Below are 18,940 nucleotides of genomic sequence, written 5' to 3'. Positions count from 1 at the left end.
GCTTCGATTCCCTGGGATCATGCGAAGAGCGGGCGTGTCCGGTGTGTACCGGAACACGGCCCGCTCTTTGCTTTGCGACGGTATCGAGCGAATCGCATGGTGGATACGATGCCAGTGCTCAGGGAGCGCAGTGCTCGAACGGCCGCTCGCGCCGCGGCGGCCGGTGAGGGAAGCGAGGAAGGGCCTTCATGGGGCGTCGGCTGGTGCCGCTCACGCTGGACAACCTTCAGGACCTTCCCCAACGCTGCCGCTCATGTGTGTTCTGGGAACTGGATCCCGTCAGTGGTGAGGCGGCGATCAAGGGCGGCACCGCCGCCGTGGAGAAGGAGTCCTGGATCTCCGCCGTCCTGCTGGACTGGGGCTCCTGCGGCCGCGTGGTCTATGTCGATGACGCACCGGTGGGCTATGTGCTCTACGCCCCTCCCGCCTATGTCCCGCGCTCGGCCGCCTTCCCCACCAGCCCGGTGTCACCGGATGCCGTCCAGCTGATCACGGCCTTCATCAAGCCCGGCTATCAAGGACAGGGGCTTGGCCGGGTGCTGGTGCAGACAGTGGCCAAGGATCTCCTCCGTCGGGGCTTCAAGGCCATGGAGGCATTCGGAGACGCCCGCTGGAAGGAGCCCGCCTGTCTGCTGCCGGCGGACCATCTCCTGGCCGTGGGGTTCAAGACGGTACGGCAGCATCCCCTGCACCCCCGGCTGCGGCTGGAGCTGCGGTCGACGCTCTCCTGGAAGGAAGACGTCGAGATGGCGATCGACCGGCTTCTGGGCGCGGTGCAGAAGGAACCGGCGCTGCGGCCGCTGTAGGGGCGCTTCAGTAGACGGATATGAACGAAGGGGCCGACCCGTGGAGGTCAGCCCCTTCATGTTTCACGTGAAACATCACTCGGCGATGAAGTCCTCGAGGTCGCGAACGATCGCGGCCTTGGGCTTGGCGCCGACGATGGTCTTGGCGACCTCGCCACCCTGGTAGACGTTCAGGGTCGGGATGGACATGACGCCGTACTTGGCGGCCGTGGCCGGGTTCTCGTCGATGTTGAGCTTGACGATCTCGATCTTGTCGCCGTGCTCGGCCGCGATCGCCTCCAGGGAGGGGGCGATCTGGCGGCACGGACCGCACCAGGCGGCCCAGAAGTCCACCAGGACGGGCTTGTCGTTCTTGAGGACGTCCTCGTCGAAGGAGGCGTCGGTCACGTTCTTCAGGGCGGCCACGCTGGGCTCCTTAACTTGATCGTGGGGCGGGAGGGGGGAGGAAGCTGAGAGGAGCGTCAGACCGCGGCGGTCTTCTCGGGCTCGGCCTGGTCCTCGTCCGCGAGGGCGGCGAGGAAGCGCTCGGCGTCCAGGGCGGCGGAGCAGCCGGTGCCGGCCGCGGTGATCGCCTGACGGTAGGTGTGGTCGACCACGTCACCGGCGGCGAAGACGCCGGTCACATTGGTACGGGTGGAGGGGGAGGCGACCTTCAGGTAGCCCTCCTCGTCGAGGTCCAGCTGGCCCTTGAACAGCTCGGTGCGCGGGTCGTGGCCGATCGCGATGAACAGACCCGTCACGGGCAGCTCGGACAGCTCGCCGGACTTGAGGTTGCGCAGCTTCAGGCCGGAGAGCTTCTGCTCGCCCTGGATCTCGGCGACCTCGCTGTCCCACACGAACTTGATCTTCGGGTCGCCGAAGGCGCGCTCCTGCATCGCCTTGGAGGCGCGCAGCGTGTCCCGGCGGTGGACGATCGTCACGGACTTGGCGAAGCGCGAGAGGAAGGTGGCCTCCTCCATCGCGGTGTCGCCGCCGCCGATCACGGCGATGTCCTGGTCCTTGAAGAAGAACCCGTCACAGGTGGCACACCAGGAGACACCGCGGCCGGACAGCGCGTCCTCGTTCGGGAGGCCGAGCTTGCGGTGCTGGGAGCCGGTGGTGACGATGACGGCCTTGGCCTTGTGCACCGTGCCCGCGGTGTCGGTGACGGTCTTGATCTCCCCGGTGAGGTCGACCGAGACGATGTCGTCCGGGATCAGCTCGGCACCGAAGCGCTCGGCCTGCGCCCGCATGTTGTCCATGAGGTCGGGGCCCATGATGCCGTCACGGAAGCCCGGGAAGTTCTCCACCTCGGTGGTGTTCATCAGCGCGCCACCGGCGGTGACGGCACCCTCGAACACCAGGGGCTTCAGCGATGCGCGCGCGGTGTACAGCGCCGACGTATAGCCTGCGGGCCCGGAGCCGATGATGATCACGTTACGGACATCGCTCACGGCTAGATTCCTCGTCTCTGGTCTGCGTCAGTCGACCGGTGAAAGTCCCTTTCGGGACTCTCACCCCACCCAACGGATCCTACGGGGCGCGCATTCCCGCTGTGTCCGGGCACACGCGTGCAGGGGGCGTCCGACCGGTCCCGGGGCTCAGGGACGGGCGACGGGCTGCTTCAGCAGAACCTTGCCGGTGGAGACGGGCTGCTGTCCGACACATGCGGCGTCGACCACATAGGCCGTGACGCGCGCGCTGTTCCGGGGGTCGGGGAGGACGACGAGGTAGGCGCTCTTCCCGGCATAGGTGCCGGTCTTCGCGGCCAGCGGCTGCTCGCCCCGGGGGACCGCCCGCCGGACACACTCGGGGACGGCGACCTGGGGCTGGAGAAGCGTGTTCGCGCTCTCGCCCGTCTGCGGGGTGTTCTGCCCGGAGCGCGGCCGCTGGCCGTCCTCCCGCTGGGGGCTCTTCTTCGTGGCCAGCAGATCCCGCACCTGGCTCTGGACGCTGCTCCCTGAGAACGCGTCGGCAGACACGCTGGGTTCGCCCTTGGCCGTCGTGGAGGAGGTGCCGCCGAGTGACTGGAACACCAGCGCTCCGGCGCCCAGGACGGCGGCGGTCAGCACACCGCCCAGCAGCACGGCCCTACGGCGGCGGCCGGGTCCGTTCTTCTTCCGGCCCGGCCCGGTCGCGGCCTGTGGGCGGCCGACTGGGCGATCGGCCGGGTGATCGGCGGGGCGGCCGACGGGGCGATCGGTTGGTGCCGGTGCCGGTGCCGGTGCCGCGTGTTCGGTGAGGGCCGATGTTTCACGTGAAACATGACCCGTGGAGTCCGGCCCGGAAGTGCTGAGCAGTGCCTCGGCGGCCAGGGCGGCATCGATGCGCTGGGCCACGTCGACCGGCATGGGCTCCGGCGCCTGTGCGGATCCCAGCAGCCCCCGGATCTCCTCCAGGGAGGCGTAGACGTCCGCGCACAGCTCGCAGCCGTCCAGATGGCGTCGTACGTCCGTGCCGCGCTCGGGCGGGAGAAGCCCCTCGGTGAGGTCGGAGATCTCGGTGACGTCCGGGTGCCCGGCCGTGTCCGTCGTCGATGTCACGCTCGCCCACCTCCGCCCTTCGCTACGGCTGAATCGGTCGGTCCCGCATACGGGAGGCTCTCGTCGGAAGCCCCCGTTGCCGATGGGACGGATGTCCCTTCCACCCGGTTCCGGCCAGAACTGTTTTCTTCCGTGCCGCGTCCGCGTCCGGGGCGTAGATGGCTGAGCAGCGGCAGCAGCCGGGCTCTGCCCCGGGCGCACCGGCTCTTCACCGTCCCCGTGGGCACATCGAGGATCCGGGCCGCCTCGGCGACCGGATAGCCCTGCATGTCCACGAGGACCAGCGCGGCCCGCTGCTCCGGTGCCAGGGTGCCCATCGCCTCGATGAGCTGACGGTGCAGATCATTGCGTTCGGCCGGGGCGGACGCGGACTCGTGCGGCTCCAGCAGCTGCTCCAGCCGCTCGGTGTCGTCCACCGGGGCGGTCTTGCGCGTGGCCGCCTTGCGGGCGCGATCCAGACAGGCGTTCACCGTGATCCGGTGCAGCCAGGTCGTCACCGCCGACTGGCCCCGGAAGGTGCCCGCGGCCCGGTAGGCCGACACCAGGGCGTCCTGTACCGCGTCGGCGGCTTCCTCGCGGTCCCCCAGCGTGCGCATCGCGACCGCCCAGAGGCGGTCCCGATGCCGCCGTACGATCTCTCCGAAGGCGTCGGGTTCGCCCTGCACATGGCGGGTGAGCAGCTCCTGGTCGCTCACCCCGTCGTATCCGGCGTCCTCCGCCATCTGCCCCTCCGGTCCGGGTAGAGACGTCAGCCCGTGAACTGCACTTCGCCGATGGCCTGCTTGTAGCCCGCTCTGGAGTACAGCGTGGAGTCATAGCCGGAGTTCGGCAGCGCGGTCAGCCAGACGAGGACGTACCGCGTCTTCACCTGCTTGGAGACCTTCACGGTAGCGGTGGTGCCGGTGGTGGTGACCGTGCCGATCCGGGTCATCGAGTCCAGCGACGGCGGGGTCAGCGAGTCCGCGGCGTACAGCTCGACCGTGGTGTGGTCGCCGCCGTAGCGCAGGCTGAGCGTGGCCGTGTCGAGCTGGGTGGCCGAGCCGAGGTCGTAGACGATGCCGACACCCGGCTTCAGCGGCGCGATGGGCGGACCGTCGTTGAAGGACTTGGTCTTCCAGTAGGTCGACGGATTGCCGTCGTACGTCTTGGCGACATTGGCGGCGCTCTGGGGATCGCCCTCTGCGACGAACTCCTGGCTGCCCTGGATCTTTATCGGTGCCGCCGATTGCTTGGCGGTCTTGTCGCCGCCGTCCGTGGTGCGGCTCTTGTTGGTGTCGTTCGACTTGCCGCCCTGGTCCATCAGGGCGTCCGCCAACTGCCAGCTGCCCAGGCCGAGAGCGGCGATGAGCAGGGCGGAGACCGCCCACTTCAGCGCCTTGCCGGTGCGGCTCTGCAGCGGGGGCGGCGGTGCCGCGATCGGCTGGGCGGCGCCGGGGTGCGGCGCCGGACGGCCGTAGGTGCCCTGCTGATAGGTCGTGCGCTGGTACTCGGGCGGTGCGGTGAACGCCGGCTCCGGCGGGCGGATGCGGGGCATCTCGCCGATCGCCTTCACCAGCTCCTCCGGCGTGGTGCACGGCGCCTCGTGCCGGGACGCGGTGGCCCCGTCGTTGGCGAGTGCCCGCATGGCCAGCTCGGACAGGCCGCGGTGGATGCCGGCCCGCACCTGGTCCGGTGCGACGAGCCCGACGTCCTTGGGGAGGCCGGACAGACCGTACGCGTCGTCCTCGTAGGGCCAGCGCTGGGTCAGCGCCGCGTACAGCAGGGCGCCGATCGCCTCGGTGTCGGTGCGCTGCGGGGTGTCGGAGCTGATGCCGCGCAGCGCGGCGTTCACCGCGAGGCCGCGGATACGCCACTGGCCGGTCGAGGTGCGCAGCACCGCGTTGGGGTTCAGCCGCAGATGGGCGAGGCCCTCACGGTGCGCGGCGGCCATCGCCGAGGCCACCTGACTGACCATCTGGTACGCGTCGTGCGGCTCCAGCGGACCGGCCGTGAGCAGGGTGGTCAGCTCGGTGGCGTCGGGCAGCCATTCGTGGACGACGTAGACGAGGTCGTTCTCCTCGACGGCGTCGAGGACCTGGACGAAGCGCGGGTCGCCGAGCAGCGCGCTGGACCGGGCCGCGGCGAGGACCGAGCGGCCCCGTGCGTGGTCCGCCGGCAGTACATGGACGCCGACCGCGCGGCGCAGTTTCTCGTCGACCGCACGCCAGCTGCTGAATCCGTCCAGTCGGGTGACGCACTCCTCCAGCCGGTAGCGTCTGGCGAGTTTGTGACCGCTGTGCAGTTCGGGCGGCGAGGCCTGCTGGAGAGAACCCTCCGCGGCGTTCCCCTGCCCCTCGCTGCCGTCCGTGTCCCGCTCCGGGTTCTTGGCCACCCCGTCGGCCGTGGACTGGTCCGCCTTCGCGGTCAGCGGCTGCTCGCCGCTGTTGTCTGCCACGTCGACGGCAGCCGTGCTCCGTTCCGCCACCGTCGTCCCTGCCTCCCCATCCGTTGCACGCTGTCCGACGCCGAAACCAATTGTGCCCACAGTCCGCCGCTATGCACGACACACGGCGGCGGACGATGGTTGTGCGCTTACCCCCGCCTCAGCGGCCCAGACGCCCGCGCACCATTCCCACGAGCGAGTTGAGTTCGTCGATCCGCATCCGGCGGGCGGCGACGAAGAAGACACCGAACAGTACGGCTCCGCCGACGAGCAGTGCCGCGAAGGAGCCGATGGCGCCCTGGCCGAGAGTGTGCCCGATGCCGTAGCAGGCCGCGCCGCTGAGCAGGGCCGCCGGTACCGAGGCGATGCACAGCCGGGCGTACGTCCGCAGCACCCGGGCGCCGTCCAGGTCGCCGCCGAGGCGCTTGCGCAGCCGCCGCCAGGCGACGATGACACCGATCGCGTAGGCGATGCCGTAGGCGGCCGCCATGCCGGAGACCGCCCAGCGGGCCGGCAGCAGGAAGAAGCACAGGGCCGAGGCGCCCGCGTTGACCGCGGCGACGATGACCGTGTTGTAGAAGGGGGTGCGGGTGTCCTCGTAGGCGTAGAAGGCGCGCAGGACGACGTACTGCACCGAGAACGGGATCAGGCCGAGGCCGAAGGCCATCAGCATGTAGCCCATGTTCGTGGCCGAGCTGACGCCCGAGCTGCCGAAGATCAGGGTGCACATCGGGATGCCCAGCGCCACGAAGCCGAAGGCGACCGGCACGATGGCGACCGCGGTGGTCCGCAGGCCCTGCGAGATGTCGTCGCGTACGGCGCCGCCGTCGCCCTCGGAGGCCGAGCGGGAGATGCGCGGCAGCAGGGCGGCCATCAGGGAGACCGTGATGATGGCCTGCGGCAGGCCCCAGATCAGCTGGGCGTTGGCGTAGGCCGCGAAGCCGGTGCCCGAGACGCCGGAGTCCTTGCCGGCCGCGGTGGACAGCTGGGTGACGATCATGGCGCCGGCCTGGTTGGCGAGCACGAACAGGACCGTCCACTTGGCGAGCGCCGCCGCCTTGCCGAGGCCGTGGCCGCGCCAGTCGAACCGCGGCCGGATCCGGAACCCGGTCTCCCGCAGATAGGGGATCATCGCCAGCGCCTGCACGACCAGGCCGAGGAGCACACCGACGCCGAGCAGACGCTGGCCCTGCGGCGGGATGTTCGTGACCGTCATATGGGAGTGGGCGGCGGTGCCGTAGACCCAGATGAACATGCCCAGCGACACGATGATGACGATGTTGTTCAGGACCGGGGTCCACATCATCGCGCCGAACTTGCCGCGCGCGTTGAGGACCTGGCCCATCACCACATGGATGCCCATGAAGAAGATCGAGGGCAGGAAGTAGCGGGTGAAGGTGACCGCGACCTCGTTGGCCGCCGGGTTGCTGGCGACCGGGTTGGACAGCATGCGCACCAGCAGCGGCGCCGCGAACATCGCGAGAGCGGTCAGCGCGGCCAGCGCCACCATCACGAGGGTCAGCAGCCGGTTGGCGAAGGCCTCGCCGCCGTCCTCGTCCTCCTTCATGGAGCGGACCAGCTGCGGCACGAAGACCGAGTTGAGGCCGCCGCCGACGGTGAGGATGTAGATCATGGTCGGCAGCTGGTAGGCGACCTGGAAGGAGTCGCCGAGGAAGCCGAGGCCGAGCGCGGAGACGATCAGCGCGGAGCGGACGAAGCCGGTGAGCCGGGAGACCAGGGTGCCGGCCGCCATGACGGCGCTGGACTTCATCAGCCCGCCGACCTTGCCGCCCTTCTTGGCGGGCGCGGCGGTCGCCACGGAGGCCACGGGCGCCATGACCGTCTCGGCCGGGCCTGAGCCGGTCGGGACGCCGGGGACCGGAGCCCCGACCGGGGCGGGCACCGGGTGCTGCATCGGGTTCTGGGCGGAGGCGTAGGGCGCGGCGGGCGCGGCCGGGTATCCCTGCCCGGCGTACGGATTCTGCTGGGGCTGCCGACCGTAGACCGGCGGGTACTGACCGCCCGGTGCGGCGCCCATGCCCGGCGCGGCGGCCGGTCCCGGGACGCCCGGGGGGTCCATCGGGGTGTGGCCGCCGCTCTGCTGCTGGTCCTTGAAGAGATGCGCGAAGGCGTCCGGCTCGTGGTACTCCTCGCCGGAGTTCGAGACCAGGTCGTCCACGCCGACGAACTGGGTGGTGCGCGGATCGTCGCCGTAGGGCAGATAGGGCGCCGCGCTGTCCGGTTCGGGCGCCGGGGTCTGCGCCCACACCTGTGGGTCGGGCGCGTACGGCGACTGGGCGGGCTGCGCGTACAGCGGCTGCTCGCAGGTGCCCGGAGGCGGCGGGGGGTGCGCGGCACGGTCGTAGAGGGCCTCGGCGACCGGGTCCTGGGCGGTCAGATCGTGTGCCCGGTACGGATCCTGGTCGTAGGCGTCCTGGAGGTACATGTCCGCCGCTTGCTGCGGCGGCACCTGGCCGGGCTCGGGCGGCGTCTCGGGGTAGCCCGAGCCGGCCGCGCCCTGGCCGCGGTCACCGTCGTACGGCGCGTTCATGACTTACCCCACCTCATCGTCCCGGGCCCACCGGCCACGACATCGCTCAACGGTCCACTCTCTCACCCGTCCCGGACGGGTCGGTGCTTTCCGGTGCGGTGTCCGGCGCAGGGTCACTCGGCTGCTCCGGGTCGTCTGCCCCTGCGGCGGAGTCGGACTCCTCCGGGAGACGATCCCCGGGCGCTCCGGGGTTCCCCGGCCCGTCGGAATGCTCCCCCGCCGCGCCCGCGCCGCCCTCCCCTGCCTGGCGGGCGGCCGCGCGCTTGCGCTGGGTGTACATCCGGAAGCCGGCGAGGACGAGGAGCAGCACACCGCCGCCGATGACGAGCATCACCGTGGGCGTGACCTCGGTGACCTTCACGTCGAAGGTGACGGGGGCGCCGTACTCCTGGCCGTCCTCGGTGTACAGCTGGGCGATCACCGTGGCCCGGCCGTTGGCGTTGGCCGACGTGCTGAACTTCACGGACTGGGCGTGGCCGCCGGCGATGTCGACGGACTGCTCGTAGTACGCCTTGCCGCCGATCTTCAGTCGGGTCGGCTGGGTCGAGGTGAGCCGCAGCACCAGATGCCCGACCGGCTGGACGAGGTTGTTCTGGACGGTCACCGGGATGGTCGCGCTGCGTCCGGACAACTTGGTCTCGGACTTGTCGATCAGCTTGACCTGCCCGGCCAGATCGTCCAGCCACCCCTCGACGCCGCTGCGGAAGCCGTCCCCGTCCTCGCTCCGGTCCCGCCACGACGTGGACATCCCGCGGTTTATGGCCCGCCCGAACGGGGTGACCACACGGGACTGGTCGGAGAGGATCACCTGGAAGTCGTCGAGCTTGTCCTGGGTCCGGGCGATCTGCTGGAAGGCCGAGGCCGGCAGTTCCTGCCGGCGCAGGTACGTCGGGTAGGCGGAGGTCGACGGGATGCGCGTGGTGGCGTCCGGGTCGGGCTTGGCCTTGGCCGCCGCCGTCAGGTCCTGTGCCTGGGACCAGGTGCCCCCCTGGAGCGCCCGCACGGCCGCGGCCATCGCCTGCGCCTGGGCCGCCGTGGGCAGGCGCTGCGGGGCGACGACGATGCTGCGCTGCTGGTCCGTCTGCGCGTTGATCTCAAGGCTCTGGGCCAGGAACTCCTGCACGGCGAGCGTGGAGTCGGCCGCCTTCGTCAGATCGCCCTCGAAGGCCGTGGACAGCTTGGCGTCGGCCACGACCGCCGTGGTGCCGCCGCCGACCGGGCGGGCGGCGGAGGGCGTGTACGACAGCCCGGCCGTCTCCTGGAGGCTGTCGCTGCGGGCGATCACCCGGTCCGCACCGGCGGAGGTCGCGACCCTCATGATCGACGGGTCCACGGCGCCGTTCACCGGCCACGCGTAATCGGTGCTCGGTGTGACGTGGAGCACGGTCTTCACGGTGGTGGCGGCGACGTCGGTGGCGTCCTTGAGATGGCTGAGCGAGCCGGTGACGCTGGTGCCGCGGTGCGCGAGGGAGGCCAGGTCGGGGTCGGCGAAGGGCAGCGCCACGACCTCCTTGCCCACGACCGCCTTCTGGAGGTTCGCCAGCCACTGCTTGGCGAGCGCCTGGTGCTCCTTGGGGCCCGCGACGGTGGTGTCGCCATCACCCTGGAGCCGGTAGTTGCCCGACGCCATGGCGTCCACGGAGGCCAGCAGGTCCGGATCGATCACCCAGGTGACGTCCAGGTCCTTGCCGAGGCTGACCATCTGGTCGAGCCGGCCGCCCGGCGCGAGCTCCTTGGCCAGGTCGTCGTTGAGGAACACCGGCGTCTGCAGCTCGCCGGCGCCCGTCTTGGCCGTCATATGGACGGTGGACAGCAGCGGCCACAGGACCGTCGTCCTGGTCTTGGTGTCCGCGTCGGACGCCTGCCATGGCAGGAACGTCCGCTGGACGCCGAGCACCTGCTGCCAGGGCTGCGCGGAGGTCTGCCCGGACAGGGCGACCCCGAACTCGTAGACACCGTTCGCGCCCAGGTCGAGCTTGTCCACCGGCACGGAGATGCTGAAGTGCTCCGCGACGCCCGGCGCCAGCCTGGCGAACTTCTGCGCGTACTTGTCGCCGACCTCGGAGCCGCTGACGCCCTGGAGCTCGTCCGGATGCTGGGCCACGTCACTGATCCCGGAGCGGGTGTTCAGTATCGGGCCGACCCGCAGGCCCACATGGGCGCCGGTGACGGGCTGCTTGCCGTTGTTGGTCACCGTGCCGGAGACGGTGAGGGTGTCGCCGTCCGTGGGGGCGTTGGGGCTCATCGAGTCCAGAGCGACGGACACCGGGTCCCCGGATGCGGCGGCGGCCGGCGCGGCGGCGGGCAGCTGGAGCAGCCCGGCCAGCAGGGGCGCCCCGGCGAGCAGGGCTCCGGTGCGCCGCAGCCATCGGCGCGCGGGTGAGGCACTGGTCCCCTGGAAGTCAGCCGCCTCGGCCACGCGCTCGCCCGTCCCTCGTCGTCTCAGTGGTCGTCGGAATGTGCGTCCTCGCATGGTAACGATGTGCGCCGAGCGGAAGTGCCGCGGTCCAGGTCACAAGATCGCTGGGCGGAGACGACCCGTCCTCTATATCCAGTATCGAGGGGAGAGGGGCCGTACGCCGCAAGAGCTGTGCTTGCACGGGTATGCCGGAAGCCGTCCGCGGCCCGCTCCGGCCCGGGTCCCGGGCCGAATGGGGGCGCCCCGGAGCGCCCGGGGCACGTACCCTCTTCTGTTGTGCCGAACCCCAACGAAGACACTCCCTCCGCCCTGAGCCAGGCCCAGCAGCGCGCGGTCACCGAGCTGCTGCGGGTGGCGCCGGTCGCCGACGATCTCGCCCGCCGATTCCAGGAGGCGGGGTTCTCCCTCGCCCTGGTCGGTGGGTCGGTGCGCGACGCACTGCTCGGCCGGCTGGGCAATGATCTGGACTTCACCACCGATGCCCGTCCCGAGGACGTGCTGAAGATCGTCCGGCCCTGGGCCGACGCGGTCTGGGAGGTGGGGATCGCCTTCGGCACCGTCGGCGCGCACAAGGGTGCCCGGGTCGGGGACACCGACATGACCTTCCAGATCGAGATCACGACGTACCGGTCGGAGGCGTACGACCGCACCTCGCGCAAGCCCGAGGTCTCCTACGGCGACTCCATCGAGCAGGACCTGGTCCGCCGGGACTTCACGGTCAACGCGATGGCCGTGGCCCTGCCGGAGAAGGAGTTCATCGATCCGTACGGCGGTCTGGTGGACCTCGCCGCCCGCGTGCTGCGGACGCCCGGCACCCCGGAGGAGTCCTTCTCGGACGATCCGCTGCGGATGATGCGGGCCGCCCGGTTCGCCGCCCAGCTGGACTTCGAGGTGGCCCCCGAGGTCGTCGCCGCCATGACGGACATGGCCGGGCGCATCGAGATCGTCTCGGCGGAGCGGGTGCGGGACGAGCTGAACAAGCTGATCCTCTCCGACCACCCGCGCAAGGGCCTGACCCTGCTCGTCGACACCGGGCTCGCCGCCCATGTACTGCCCGAGCTGCCGGCGCTGCGCCTGGAGAGCGACGAGCACCACCGGCACAAGGACGTCTACGAGCACACGCTGATCGTGCTGGAGCAGGCGATCGCGCTGGAGGAGAACGGCCCCGACCTCGCGCTGCGGCTGTCCGCGCTGCTGCATGACATCGGCAAGCCGCGTACGCGCCGCTTCGAGAAGGACGGCCGGGTCTCCTTCCACCACCATGAGGTGGTCGGCGCCAAAATGACCAAGAAGCGCATGACCGCGCTGAAGTACTCCAACGAGCTGGTGAAGGACGTCTCACGACTGGTCGAACTTCATCTGCGCTTCCACGGCTACGGCACCGGGGAGTGGACGGACTCGGCGGTCCGCCGCTACGTCCGTGACGCGGGGCCGCTGCTGGACCGTCTGCACAAGCTGACCCGCTCCGACTGCACCACCCGCAACAAGCGGAGGGCGGCCGCGCTGTCCCGGGCCTATGACGGCCTGGAGGAGCGCATCTCCCAGCTTCAGGAGCAGGAGGAGCTGGACTCGATCCGCCCGGACCTCGACGGCAACCAGATCATGGAGATCCTGGGCGTCACTCCCGGCCCGGTGATCGGCAAGGCGTACAAGCACCTGCTGGAGCTGCGGCTGGAGAACGGTCCGATGGAGCACGAGACCGCGGTGGCCGCGCTCAAGGAGTGGTGGGCCGGACAGGAGTGAGGGCTCGGCCCGGCCGGTGTTTCACGTGAAACATCCGCCGGGCCGGCCGTACCGAGGGTCGATGTTTCACGTGAAACATCGACCCTCTTTCCGTTTCCCGGCTCCCCGCAGCAGCCGTTCGAAGTACGCCAGCAACGCGGCGACGAATGCGTAGATCACGGCGACAAGGACGACCAGCAGCGGAGATCTGCCGTCCGGTGGGAGCATCAGGGCCGCCACTCCGGCCGCGCCGACGAAGGCCACATTGAAGAGGACGTCGTAGACGGAGAAGATCCGCCCGCGGAAGCCGTCGTCCACACAGGACTGGACGATGGTGTCGGTCGCGATCTTGGCGCCCTGGGTGATCAGTCCCAGCACGAAGGCGGCGAGGAGCAGCGGTCCGGTGGCGAACGGCAGACCGAGCGCGGGCTCCAGCACCGCGGCCGTCGCCGAGCACACCATGATCCAGCGCAGTGGCCCCAGCCGTCCCGCCGCCCAGGGAGTCACCGCGGCGGCCGCGAAGAACCCGGCACCGGACAGGCCCAGCGCCAGACCGAGCAGCCGCAGCCCCTCGTCGGGGCCGGACGCGAGGGTGTAGCGGCACAGCATGAGCAGCAGGACGAGCAGCGCGCCGTAGCAGAAGCGCATCAGCGTCATCGAGGCCAGCGCCCAGGCCGCCTCCCTGCGCCGGGGCGCGGCCAGATGCCGGATGGCGGCGAGCAGATCGCGGGCCGTGTCGGCGAGCGCGGTCAGCAGATGTGGTTGCAGCTGCTGCCGGTCGGGACCGAGGAGGGCGGGCGCCATCCTCAGGGAGACCAGGCCCGCGCACAGATAGAGCAGGGCACCCAGCAGCACCACCGCGGCATCGGAGCCCGAGGACAGCAGTCGTACCCCGAAGGCGAGTCCGCCCCCGGCGGTCGCGGCGAGCGTGCCGGCCGTCGGGGACAGGGAGTTGGCGATCACCAGGCGTTCGGAGTCGACCACCCGGGGCAGGGCCGCGGAGAGTCCGGCGAGGATGAAGCGGTTGACGGCCGTGACACACAGCGCGGAGACGTAGAAGAGCCAGGCCGGGACGTCGCCCGCCATCAGCGCGGCGGTGCCGACGGCCAGCAGGGCGCGCAGCAGATTGCCGTAGACGAACACCTGTCGGCGCCGCCAGCGGTCCAGCAGGACGCCCGCGAAGGGGCCGACGAGTGAATAGGGGAGCAGCAGTACCGCCATCGCCGAGGCGATCGCGGTGGCCGAGGTCTGCTTCTCCGGCGAGAAGACGACATAGGCGGCGAGCGCGACCTGGTAGACGCCGTCGGCGCCCTGGGACAGCAGACGGACGTACAGCAGGCGCCGGAAGTACCGCAGGCGCAACAGGACGCGCAGGTCACGGACGACGGGCATGGGGCACAGCCTCACATATGCGGAAGGTCCCCGGGTCAGGACCCGGGGACCTTCACAGCCCTGGCAGGAGCGATTTTTGTACGAGCGGCTCCCCGTGGGGCGGTGTCGAGCTTTAGCGCTCGACGTCGCCGCGGATGAACTTCTCCACGTTCTCGCGGGCCTCGTCGTCGAAGTACTGCACCGGCGGGGACTTCATGAAGTACGAGGACGCGGAGAGGATCGGGCCACCGATGCCGCGGTCCTTGGCGATCTTCGCGGCGCGCACGGCGTCGATGATGACACCGGCGGAGTTCGGGGAGTCCCAGACCTCGAGCTTGTACTCCAGGTTCAGCGGGACGTCACCGAAGGCGCGGCCCTCGAGGCGGACGTAGGCCCACTTGCGGTCGTCCAGCCAGGCCACGTAGTCGGACGGGCCGATGTGGACGTTCTTCTCGCCGAGGTCCCGGTCGGGGATCTGGGAGGTGACGGCCTGCGTCTTGGAGATCTTCTTGGACTCCAGGCGCTCGCGCTCGAGCATGTTCTTGAAGTCCATGTTGCCGCCGACGTTCAGCTGCATCGTGCGGTCCAGGATGACACCGCGGTCCTCGAACAGCTTCGCCATGACGCGGTGCGTGATGGTGGCGCCGACCTGGGACTTGATGTCGTCACCGACGATCGGCACGCCGGCCTCGGTGAACTTGTCCGCCCACTCCTTGGTACCGGCGATGAAGACCGGGAGGGCGTTGACGAAGGCGACCTTGGCGTCGATGGCGCACTGGGCGTAGAACTTCGCCGCGTCCTCGGAGCCGACCGGCAGGTAGCAGACCAGGACGTCGACCTGCTTGTCCTTCAGGATCTGGACGACGTCGACCGGCTCGGCCTCCGACTCCTCGATGGTCAGGCGGTAGTACTTGCCCAGGCCGTCGAGGGTGTGGCCGCGCTGCACGGTGACGCCGGTGTTCGGGACGTCGCAGATCTTGATGGTGTTGTTCTCGGAGGCGCCGATCGCGTCCGCGAGGTCGAGGCCGACCTTCTTGGCGTCCACGTCGAACGCGGCCACGAACTCGATGTCGCGCACGTGGTAGTCACCGAACTGCACATGCATCAGGCCGGGGACCTTGGCCGCCGCGTCGGCGTCCTTGTAGTACTCGACTCCCTGCACCAGCGACGCGGCGCAGTTGCCCACGCCGACGACGGCTACGCGAACCGAACCCATTCCGGTTGCTCCCTGTGTGTACGAGTGAGGCCCTGACTGGGACTCACGTGGCGGTGTCGCCGGGCGGATCCGTCCGGGAGATGCTCCCGGGACGGGGCAGGCCGCCCGTCGATCCAGTGGTGTTGTCCTGTTGAGCGGGCCCCCCGGACGCGGAACTTCTCAGGTCCCGTCCGGCTCGCTCGCTCTCGATGAGCTCGTTCAGCCAGCGCACTTCGCGCTCCACGGATTCCATCCCGTGGCGCTGGAGCTCGAGTGTGTAGTCGTCCAGGCGCTCTCGCGTCCGGGTCAGGGAGGAGCGCATCTTCTCCAGACGCTCCTCCAGCCGGCTGCGCCGGCCCTCCAGCACGCGCATGCGCACATCGCGCGAGGTCTGCCCGAAGAAGGCGAACCGTGCGGCGAAGTGTTCGTCCTCGTACGCGTCGGGACCGGTCTGCGAGAGCAGTTCCTCGAAGTGCTCCTTACCTTCCGCCGTCAACCGGTAGACGATCTTGGCGCGGCGTCCGGTGAGGGGAGCGGCGAGGGCGTCCTCGTGGGTGTTGCCCGGCTCCTCGGTCAACCAGCCGCTCGCGACCAGCGTCTTGAGGCAGGGATACAGGGTCCCGTAGCTGAAAGCGCGGAACACACCCAGGGACGTGTTGAGTCGTTTACGCAGCTCGTAACCGTGCATAGGGGACTCGCGCAGCAGGCCGAGCACGGCGAACTCGAGAATGCCGGAGCGCCGGCTCATCGTCGCCTCCTCCCGGCCCGCGGCTCCCACCGCAGGTCTCCCAGTGCCTTCTCAGCGTCTTTATCTCGCGCTGATGTATCGACTCGATACATCACGACGATAGAACGACGTCACGCATGCGACAAGAGGGGTGGTGGTGAACGGGATCACATAACCGATTCGTAGGAGGCAACTTGCCTGGTTTGGGGTGAACTTCGGGGCTCGGCAGGTTTTGGCGGTGCGTAGTCTGTGCGGCATGCAGACCACCGGGAACCATGCGACGCCTGGGGGGCGTCGTCGTCCCCGGTGCAGTACGGGTGAATGCGCGACCGACCACATCCGTACGTCGGGGGGACCGGAAACCAGCCGCCAGTCCAGGCGCGCAAGGGTGCGCCTGCCCGAGGAGTAATCGTTCGATGAGCGAGCACCGTCGCAAACCGCCGCAGCCGCAGGGAGGCGGACGTGCCGCGGCCCGACGCGGCCAGCCCGATTCGTCCCCCGGTCGCCGCGCGGCGCCGCGAGGCGCCAGCGGATCGCCTGCCGACTCTCCGGGAGACGAGGGGCGGTCGCTGGGCGGTCGTGCCGAGGCCCGGCGTGCGGCCCAGAGAAGCAGTGGTGGACGCCGCAGAGCCGAGCCCGCAGGTGGCCGCCGCGGCGGCCACGGTGGCCCGTCCGGACCCGGCCGTGGCCGGGGGCGCCCGGGCCCGCCCGGCAAGAAGCGGATCATCGACTATCCCCGCGCGGACAAGTACGGGTGGCACCGGTGGGTGCCGTCCTGGAAGCTCGTGTCGGGCATGTTCATCGGCTTCGTCGGCTGCCTGGTGGCCGTCGCCGGCATCGGGTACGCGATGGTGGGCGTCCCCGACGTGGCCAAGACCGCGCAGGCGCAGAACAACGTCTACTACTGGTCCGACGGATCGGTGATGGTCGCGACCGGTGGCGAGACCAACCGGCAGATCATCAACTACGAGGACATCCCCAAGGAGATGCGGTACGCCGTCATCTCCCAGGAGAACAAGACCTTCGAGACCGACAGCGGCGTGGACCCGTCGGGTATCGCACGAGCGGTCTTCAACATGGCCCGGGGCGGTCAGACCCAGGGTGGTTCGACGATCACCCAGCAGTACGTCAAGAACGCCATGCTCGACGACCAGTCGCAGACCCTCTCCCGTAAGTTCAAGGAGATCTTCGTCGCGATCAAGGTGGGCACCGAGGTGCCCAAGCCGAAGATCATGGCCGGTTACCTGAACTCGGCGTACTTCGGGCGCGGTGCCTACGGCATCCAGGCGGCCTCGCGCGCGTACTTCAACATCGACGCCAAGGATCTCAACCCCGGCCAGTGCGCCTTCCTCGCGGCGATGCTGAAGGGTGCCACCTACTACGACCCGGCCGGCGCGACCTCCCTCGATCCCGGCGCCACGGCCGAGGCGAACAAGAAGCGCGCTCTGGGGCAGATGCAGGACACCCTCGACAAGATGGTCAAGTACGGCCATCTGAGCGCCACTGAGCGTGCCAAGTACACGACGCTCCCCCACTCGCAGAACCCGCGGTCGAACAGCCGGCTCAGCGGCCAGATCGGTTACCTGGTCGACCTCGCCAAGTCCTACCTGATCAACAACAGTGACAAGACCCATGTCACCGCGGACGAGCTGCAGAAGGGCGGCTACCGGATCCACACGACCTTCGACAAGAAGAAGGTCAGCGCGCTGGAAGCCGCCGTCAAGAAGGTCCAGAAGGCGAACATCAAGCCCAAGGAACGTCCGAAGTACGACAAGTACGTCCAGTTCGGCGGGGCCTCGGTCGAGCCGAAGACAGGCGCCATCAAGGCCATCTACGGCGGTGAGGACGCGACCAAGCACTTCACCGACAACGCCGACTCGACCGGCGCCCAGGTGGGCTCGACGTTCAAGCCCTTCGTACTGGCGGCCGCGATGAAGTGGGGCGTGCGCGACCCGCACGGCCCGCCGGAGCAGGGCCTGGACCAGCGCACGATCGCCTCTCCCAAGAGCCTGTACAGCGGCAAGGACAAGCTCAAGATCGAGAAATACGACCACAGCGTCTGGACGGACAAGGACGGCAAGGAGTGGCTCCAGACCAACGACGGCGATGAGTCCACCGGAGACGCGCCGGACTACAAGATCGACCTCCGTGAGGCGATGCAGTTCTCGGTCAACTCCGCCTATGTGCAGCTCGGCATGGACGTGGGTCTGGACAAGGTCGAGCAGTCCGCGCTGGACGCCGGTCTGCTGAAGGGCAGCCTGGCCAGCTCCAACTACCCGTCCTTCTCGATCGGCACCTCCGACCCGAGCGCCATCCGCATGGCCGGGGCCTACGGCACCTTCGCCAACAGCGGTCAGCAGAACGATCCGTACTCGGTCGAGAAGGTCGAGAGCAAGGACGGGGTCGTCTACGAGCACGAGGTGAAGTCGAAGGAGGCCTACTCGACGAACGTGGCGGACAACGTCACCGACGTCCTGCGGACCGTGGTCGACAAGGGCACGGGTACCAATGCCCGGCTGCCCGGGCGCGAGGTGGCCGGCAAGACCGGTACCACCGACGGCAACAAGTCGGCCTGGTTCGTCGGCTACACTCCGCAGCTGTCCACCGCGATCAGCATGTTCCGCCTGGACGACAACGCGAATAACAAGCAGCGCTCGTTCCTGAAGATGTACGGAACGGGCGGCCAGAAGCAGATCCACGGCGCCTCGTTCCCGTCGGAGATCTTCCACGACTACATGACCCAGGCACTTCAGGGTCAGCCGGCGCTGTCCTTCCCGGCTCCCGAGCCCATCGGCGTCGCGCTGAACCCCGAGCCGACCCCGCCGCCGTCCCCGTCGACCCCGCCGAGCCCGTCCACGAGTCCGTCCACGAGCCCGTCGCCGAGCGACAGCGTCTCCCCGAGCCCGACGAACAGCCAGACCTGCGGTTTCTTCGGCTGCACCGATGGCGGCAACGGCAACGGCGGTGACAACGGCAACGGTCCCGGCGGGAACGGCACCGGGGGCATGGACGGTGGGCCGACGCCCTCGACCACGGCCACCGATCCCGGCGCCGACGGCGGCACCCGGGGCAACGGCAATGGCAACGGCAACGGCAACGGCGGAACCATCTGGGGACCGGCCGGCTAGCCCGCTCGATCCGACCGGTTGGCGGTGATATCGACCGCCATGCCTGTTTCACGTGAAACATGGGCCGCCGCACCCAC

General features: G+C 69.5%; 13 protein-coding genes. 3 read left to right on the top strand and 10 right to left on the bottom strand.

Going from position 1 to position 18,940, the window contains the following annotated elements; genetic code table 11:
• Positions 1–188: 188 nt before the first annotated feature.
• The gene (locus tag ACLF5H_RS25425) at positions 189–806 is read left to right on the top strand and encodes a GNAT family N-acetyltransferase (protein ID WP_421678343.1); all 618 of its coding nucleotides are present in this window, start codon (positions 189–191) and stop codon (positions 804–806) included.
• A 75-nt stretch (positions 807–881) separates the two neighbouring features.
• Here ACLF5H_RS25425 and trxA read toward each other — a convergent pair whose 3' ends face one another.
• The 7 genes from trxA to ACLF5H_RS25390 all read right to left on the bottom strand — a co-directional run bounded on the left by trxA (position 882) and on the right by ACLF5H_RS25390 (position 10,720).
• A complete protein-coding gene (gene trxA / locus ACLF5H_RS25420; protein WP_037650402.1) occupies positions 882–1,211 on the bottom strand; it encodes a thioredoxin in 330 nt (109 codons plus the stop codon).
• Between the two features lie 56 nt (positions 1,212–1,267).
• The gene (trxB, locus tag ACLF5H_RS25415; protein WP_037650404.1) at positions 1,268–2,239 is read right to left on the bottom strand and encodes a thioredoxin-disulfide reductase; all 972 of its coding nucleotides are present in this window, start codon (positions 2,237–2,239) and stop codon (positions 1,268–1,270) included.
• Positions 2,240–2,386: 147 nt separating this feature from the next.
• Positions 2,387–3,328, bottom strand: coding sequence for a hypothetical protein (locus tag ACLF5H_RS25410; protein ID WP_421678342.1), 942 nt, complete (start codon positions 3,326–3,328; stop codon positions 2,387–2,389).
• A complete protein-coding gene (gene sigM / locus ACLF5H_RS25405; RefSeq protein WP_421678341.1) occupies positions 3,325–4,050 on the bottom strand; it encodes an RNA polymerase sigma factor SigM in 726 nt (241 codons plus the stop codon). The genes ACLF5H_RS25410 and sigM overlap by 4 nt, the downstream gene beginning before the upstream one ends.
• A gap of 26 nt (positions 4,051–4,076) precedes the next feature.
• Positions 4,077–5,792, bottom strand: a complete 1,716-nt coding sequence (locus tag ACLF5H_RS25400) for a protein kinase family protein (RefSeq protein WP_421678340.1) — start codon at positions 5,790–5,792, stop codon at positions 4,077–4,079.
• 118 nt (positions 5,793–5,910) lie between these two features.
• Entirely contained in the window at positions 5,911–8,301 is a 2,391-nt protein-coding gene (gene murJ / locus ACLF5H_RS25395) for a murein biosynthesis integral membrane protein MurJ (protein WP_421678339.1), read from the bottom strand.
• 46 nt (positions 8,302–8,347) lie between these two features.
• Positions 8,348–10,720 (bottom strand): DUF6049 family protein, encoded by a 2,373-nt coding sequence (locus ACLF5H_RS25390; RefSeq protein WP_421678338.1) that lies wholly within the window; start codon positions 10,718–10,720, stop codon positions 8,348–8,350.
• A gap of 276 nt (positions 10,721–10,996) precedes the next feature.
• Here ACLF5H_RS25390 and ACLF5H_RS25385 point away from each other — a divergent pair, with 276 nt between their 5' ends.
• Positions 10,997–12,463 (top strand): CCA tRNA nucleotidyltransferase, encoded by a 1,467-nt coding sequence (locus tag ACLF5H_RS25385; protein WP_421678337.1) that lies wholly within the window; start codon positions 10,997–10,999, stop codon positions 12,461–12,463.
• Between the two features lie 66 nt (positions 12,464–12,529).
• Here the strand turns inward: ACLF5H_RS25385 and ACLF5H_RS25380 are convergent, their stop codons facing one another.
• From ACLF5H_RS25380 to ACLF5H_RS25370, 3 genes are all read right to left on the bottom strand, one after another.
• Entirely contained in the window at positions 12,530–13,834 is a 1,305-nt protein-coding gene (locus ACLF5H_RS25380; RefSeq protein ID WP_421678336.1) for an MFS transporter, read from the bottom strand.
• Positions 13,835–13,946: 112 nt separating this feature from the next.
• The gene (locus tag ACLF5H_RS25375) at positions 13,947–15,029 is read right to left on the bottom strand and encodes an inositol-3-phosphate synthase (protein WP_421678335.1); all 1,083 of its coding nucleotides are present in this window, start codon (positions 15,027–15,029) and stop codon (positions 13,947–13,949) included.
• Between the two features lie 43 nt (positions 15,030–15,072).
• Positions 15,073–15,756: a PadR family transcriptional regulator gene (locus tag ACLF5H_RS25370; RefSeq protein WP_421678334.1), complete on the bottom strand. Its 684-nt coding sequence runs from the start codon at positions 15,754–15,756 to the stop codon at positions 15,073–15,075.
• 395 nt (positions 15,757–16,151) lie between these two features.
• Here ACLF5H_RS25370 and ACLF5H_RS25365 point away from each other — a divergent pair, with 395 nt between their 5' ends.
• Positions 16,152–18,863 (top strand): transglycosylase domain-containing protein, encoded by a 2,712-nt coding sequence (locus tag ACLF5H_RS25365; RefSeq protein ID WP_421678333.1) that lies wholly within the window; start codon positions 16,152–16,154, stop codon positions 18,861–18,863.
• The last annotated feature ends 77 nt before the right edge of the window (positions 18,864–18,940 follow it).

Origin of the sequence: Streptomyces sp. LaBMicrA B280 (genome assembly GCF_049222185.1) — a bacterium.
Lineage (GTDB): Bacteria > Actinomycetota > Actinomycetes > Streptomycetales > Streptomycetaceae > Streptomyces > Streptomyces murinus.
This window is presented reverse-complemented; position numbering and strand designations above follow the sequence as displayed.

Excerpts from the sequence above, each read along its gene's own strand:
- ACLF5H_RS25425 (WP_421678343.1), top strand. The coding sequence starts at position 189 with ATGGGGCGTCGGCTGGTGCCGCTCACGCTGGACAACCTTCAGGACCTT.
- sigM (WP_421678341.1), bottom strand. The coding sequence starts at position 4,050 with ATGGCGGAGGACGCCGGATACGACGGGGTGAGCGACCAGGAGCTGCTC.
- murJ (WP_421678339.1), bottom strand. The coding sequence starts at position 8,301 with ATGAACGCGCCGTACGACGGTGACCGCGGCCAGGGCGCGGCCGGCTCG.
- ACLF5H_RS25380 (WP_421678336.1), bottom strand. The coding sequence starts at position 13,834 with ATGCCCGTCGTCCGTGACCTGCGCGTCCTGTTGCGCCTGCGGTACTTC.
- ACLF5H_RS25375 (WP_421678335.1), bottom strand. The coding sequence starts at position 15,029 with ATGGGTTCGGTTCGCGTAGCCGTCGTCGGCGTGGGCAACTGCGCCGCG.
- ACLF5H_RS25370 (WP_421678334.1), bottom strand. The coding sequence starts at position 15,756 with ATGAGCCGGCGCTCCGGCATTCTCGAGTTCGCCGTGCTCGGCCTGCTG.
- ACLF5H_RS25365 (WP_421678333.1), top strand. The coding sequence starts at position 16,152 with ATGAGCGAGCACCGTCGCAAACCGCCGCAGCCGCAGGGAGGCGGACGT.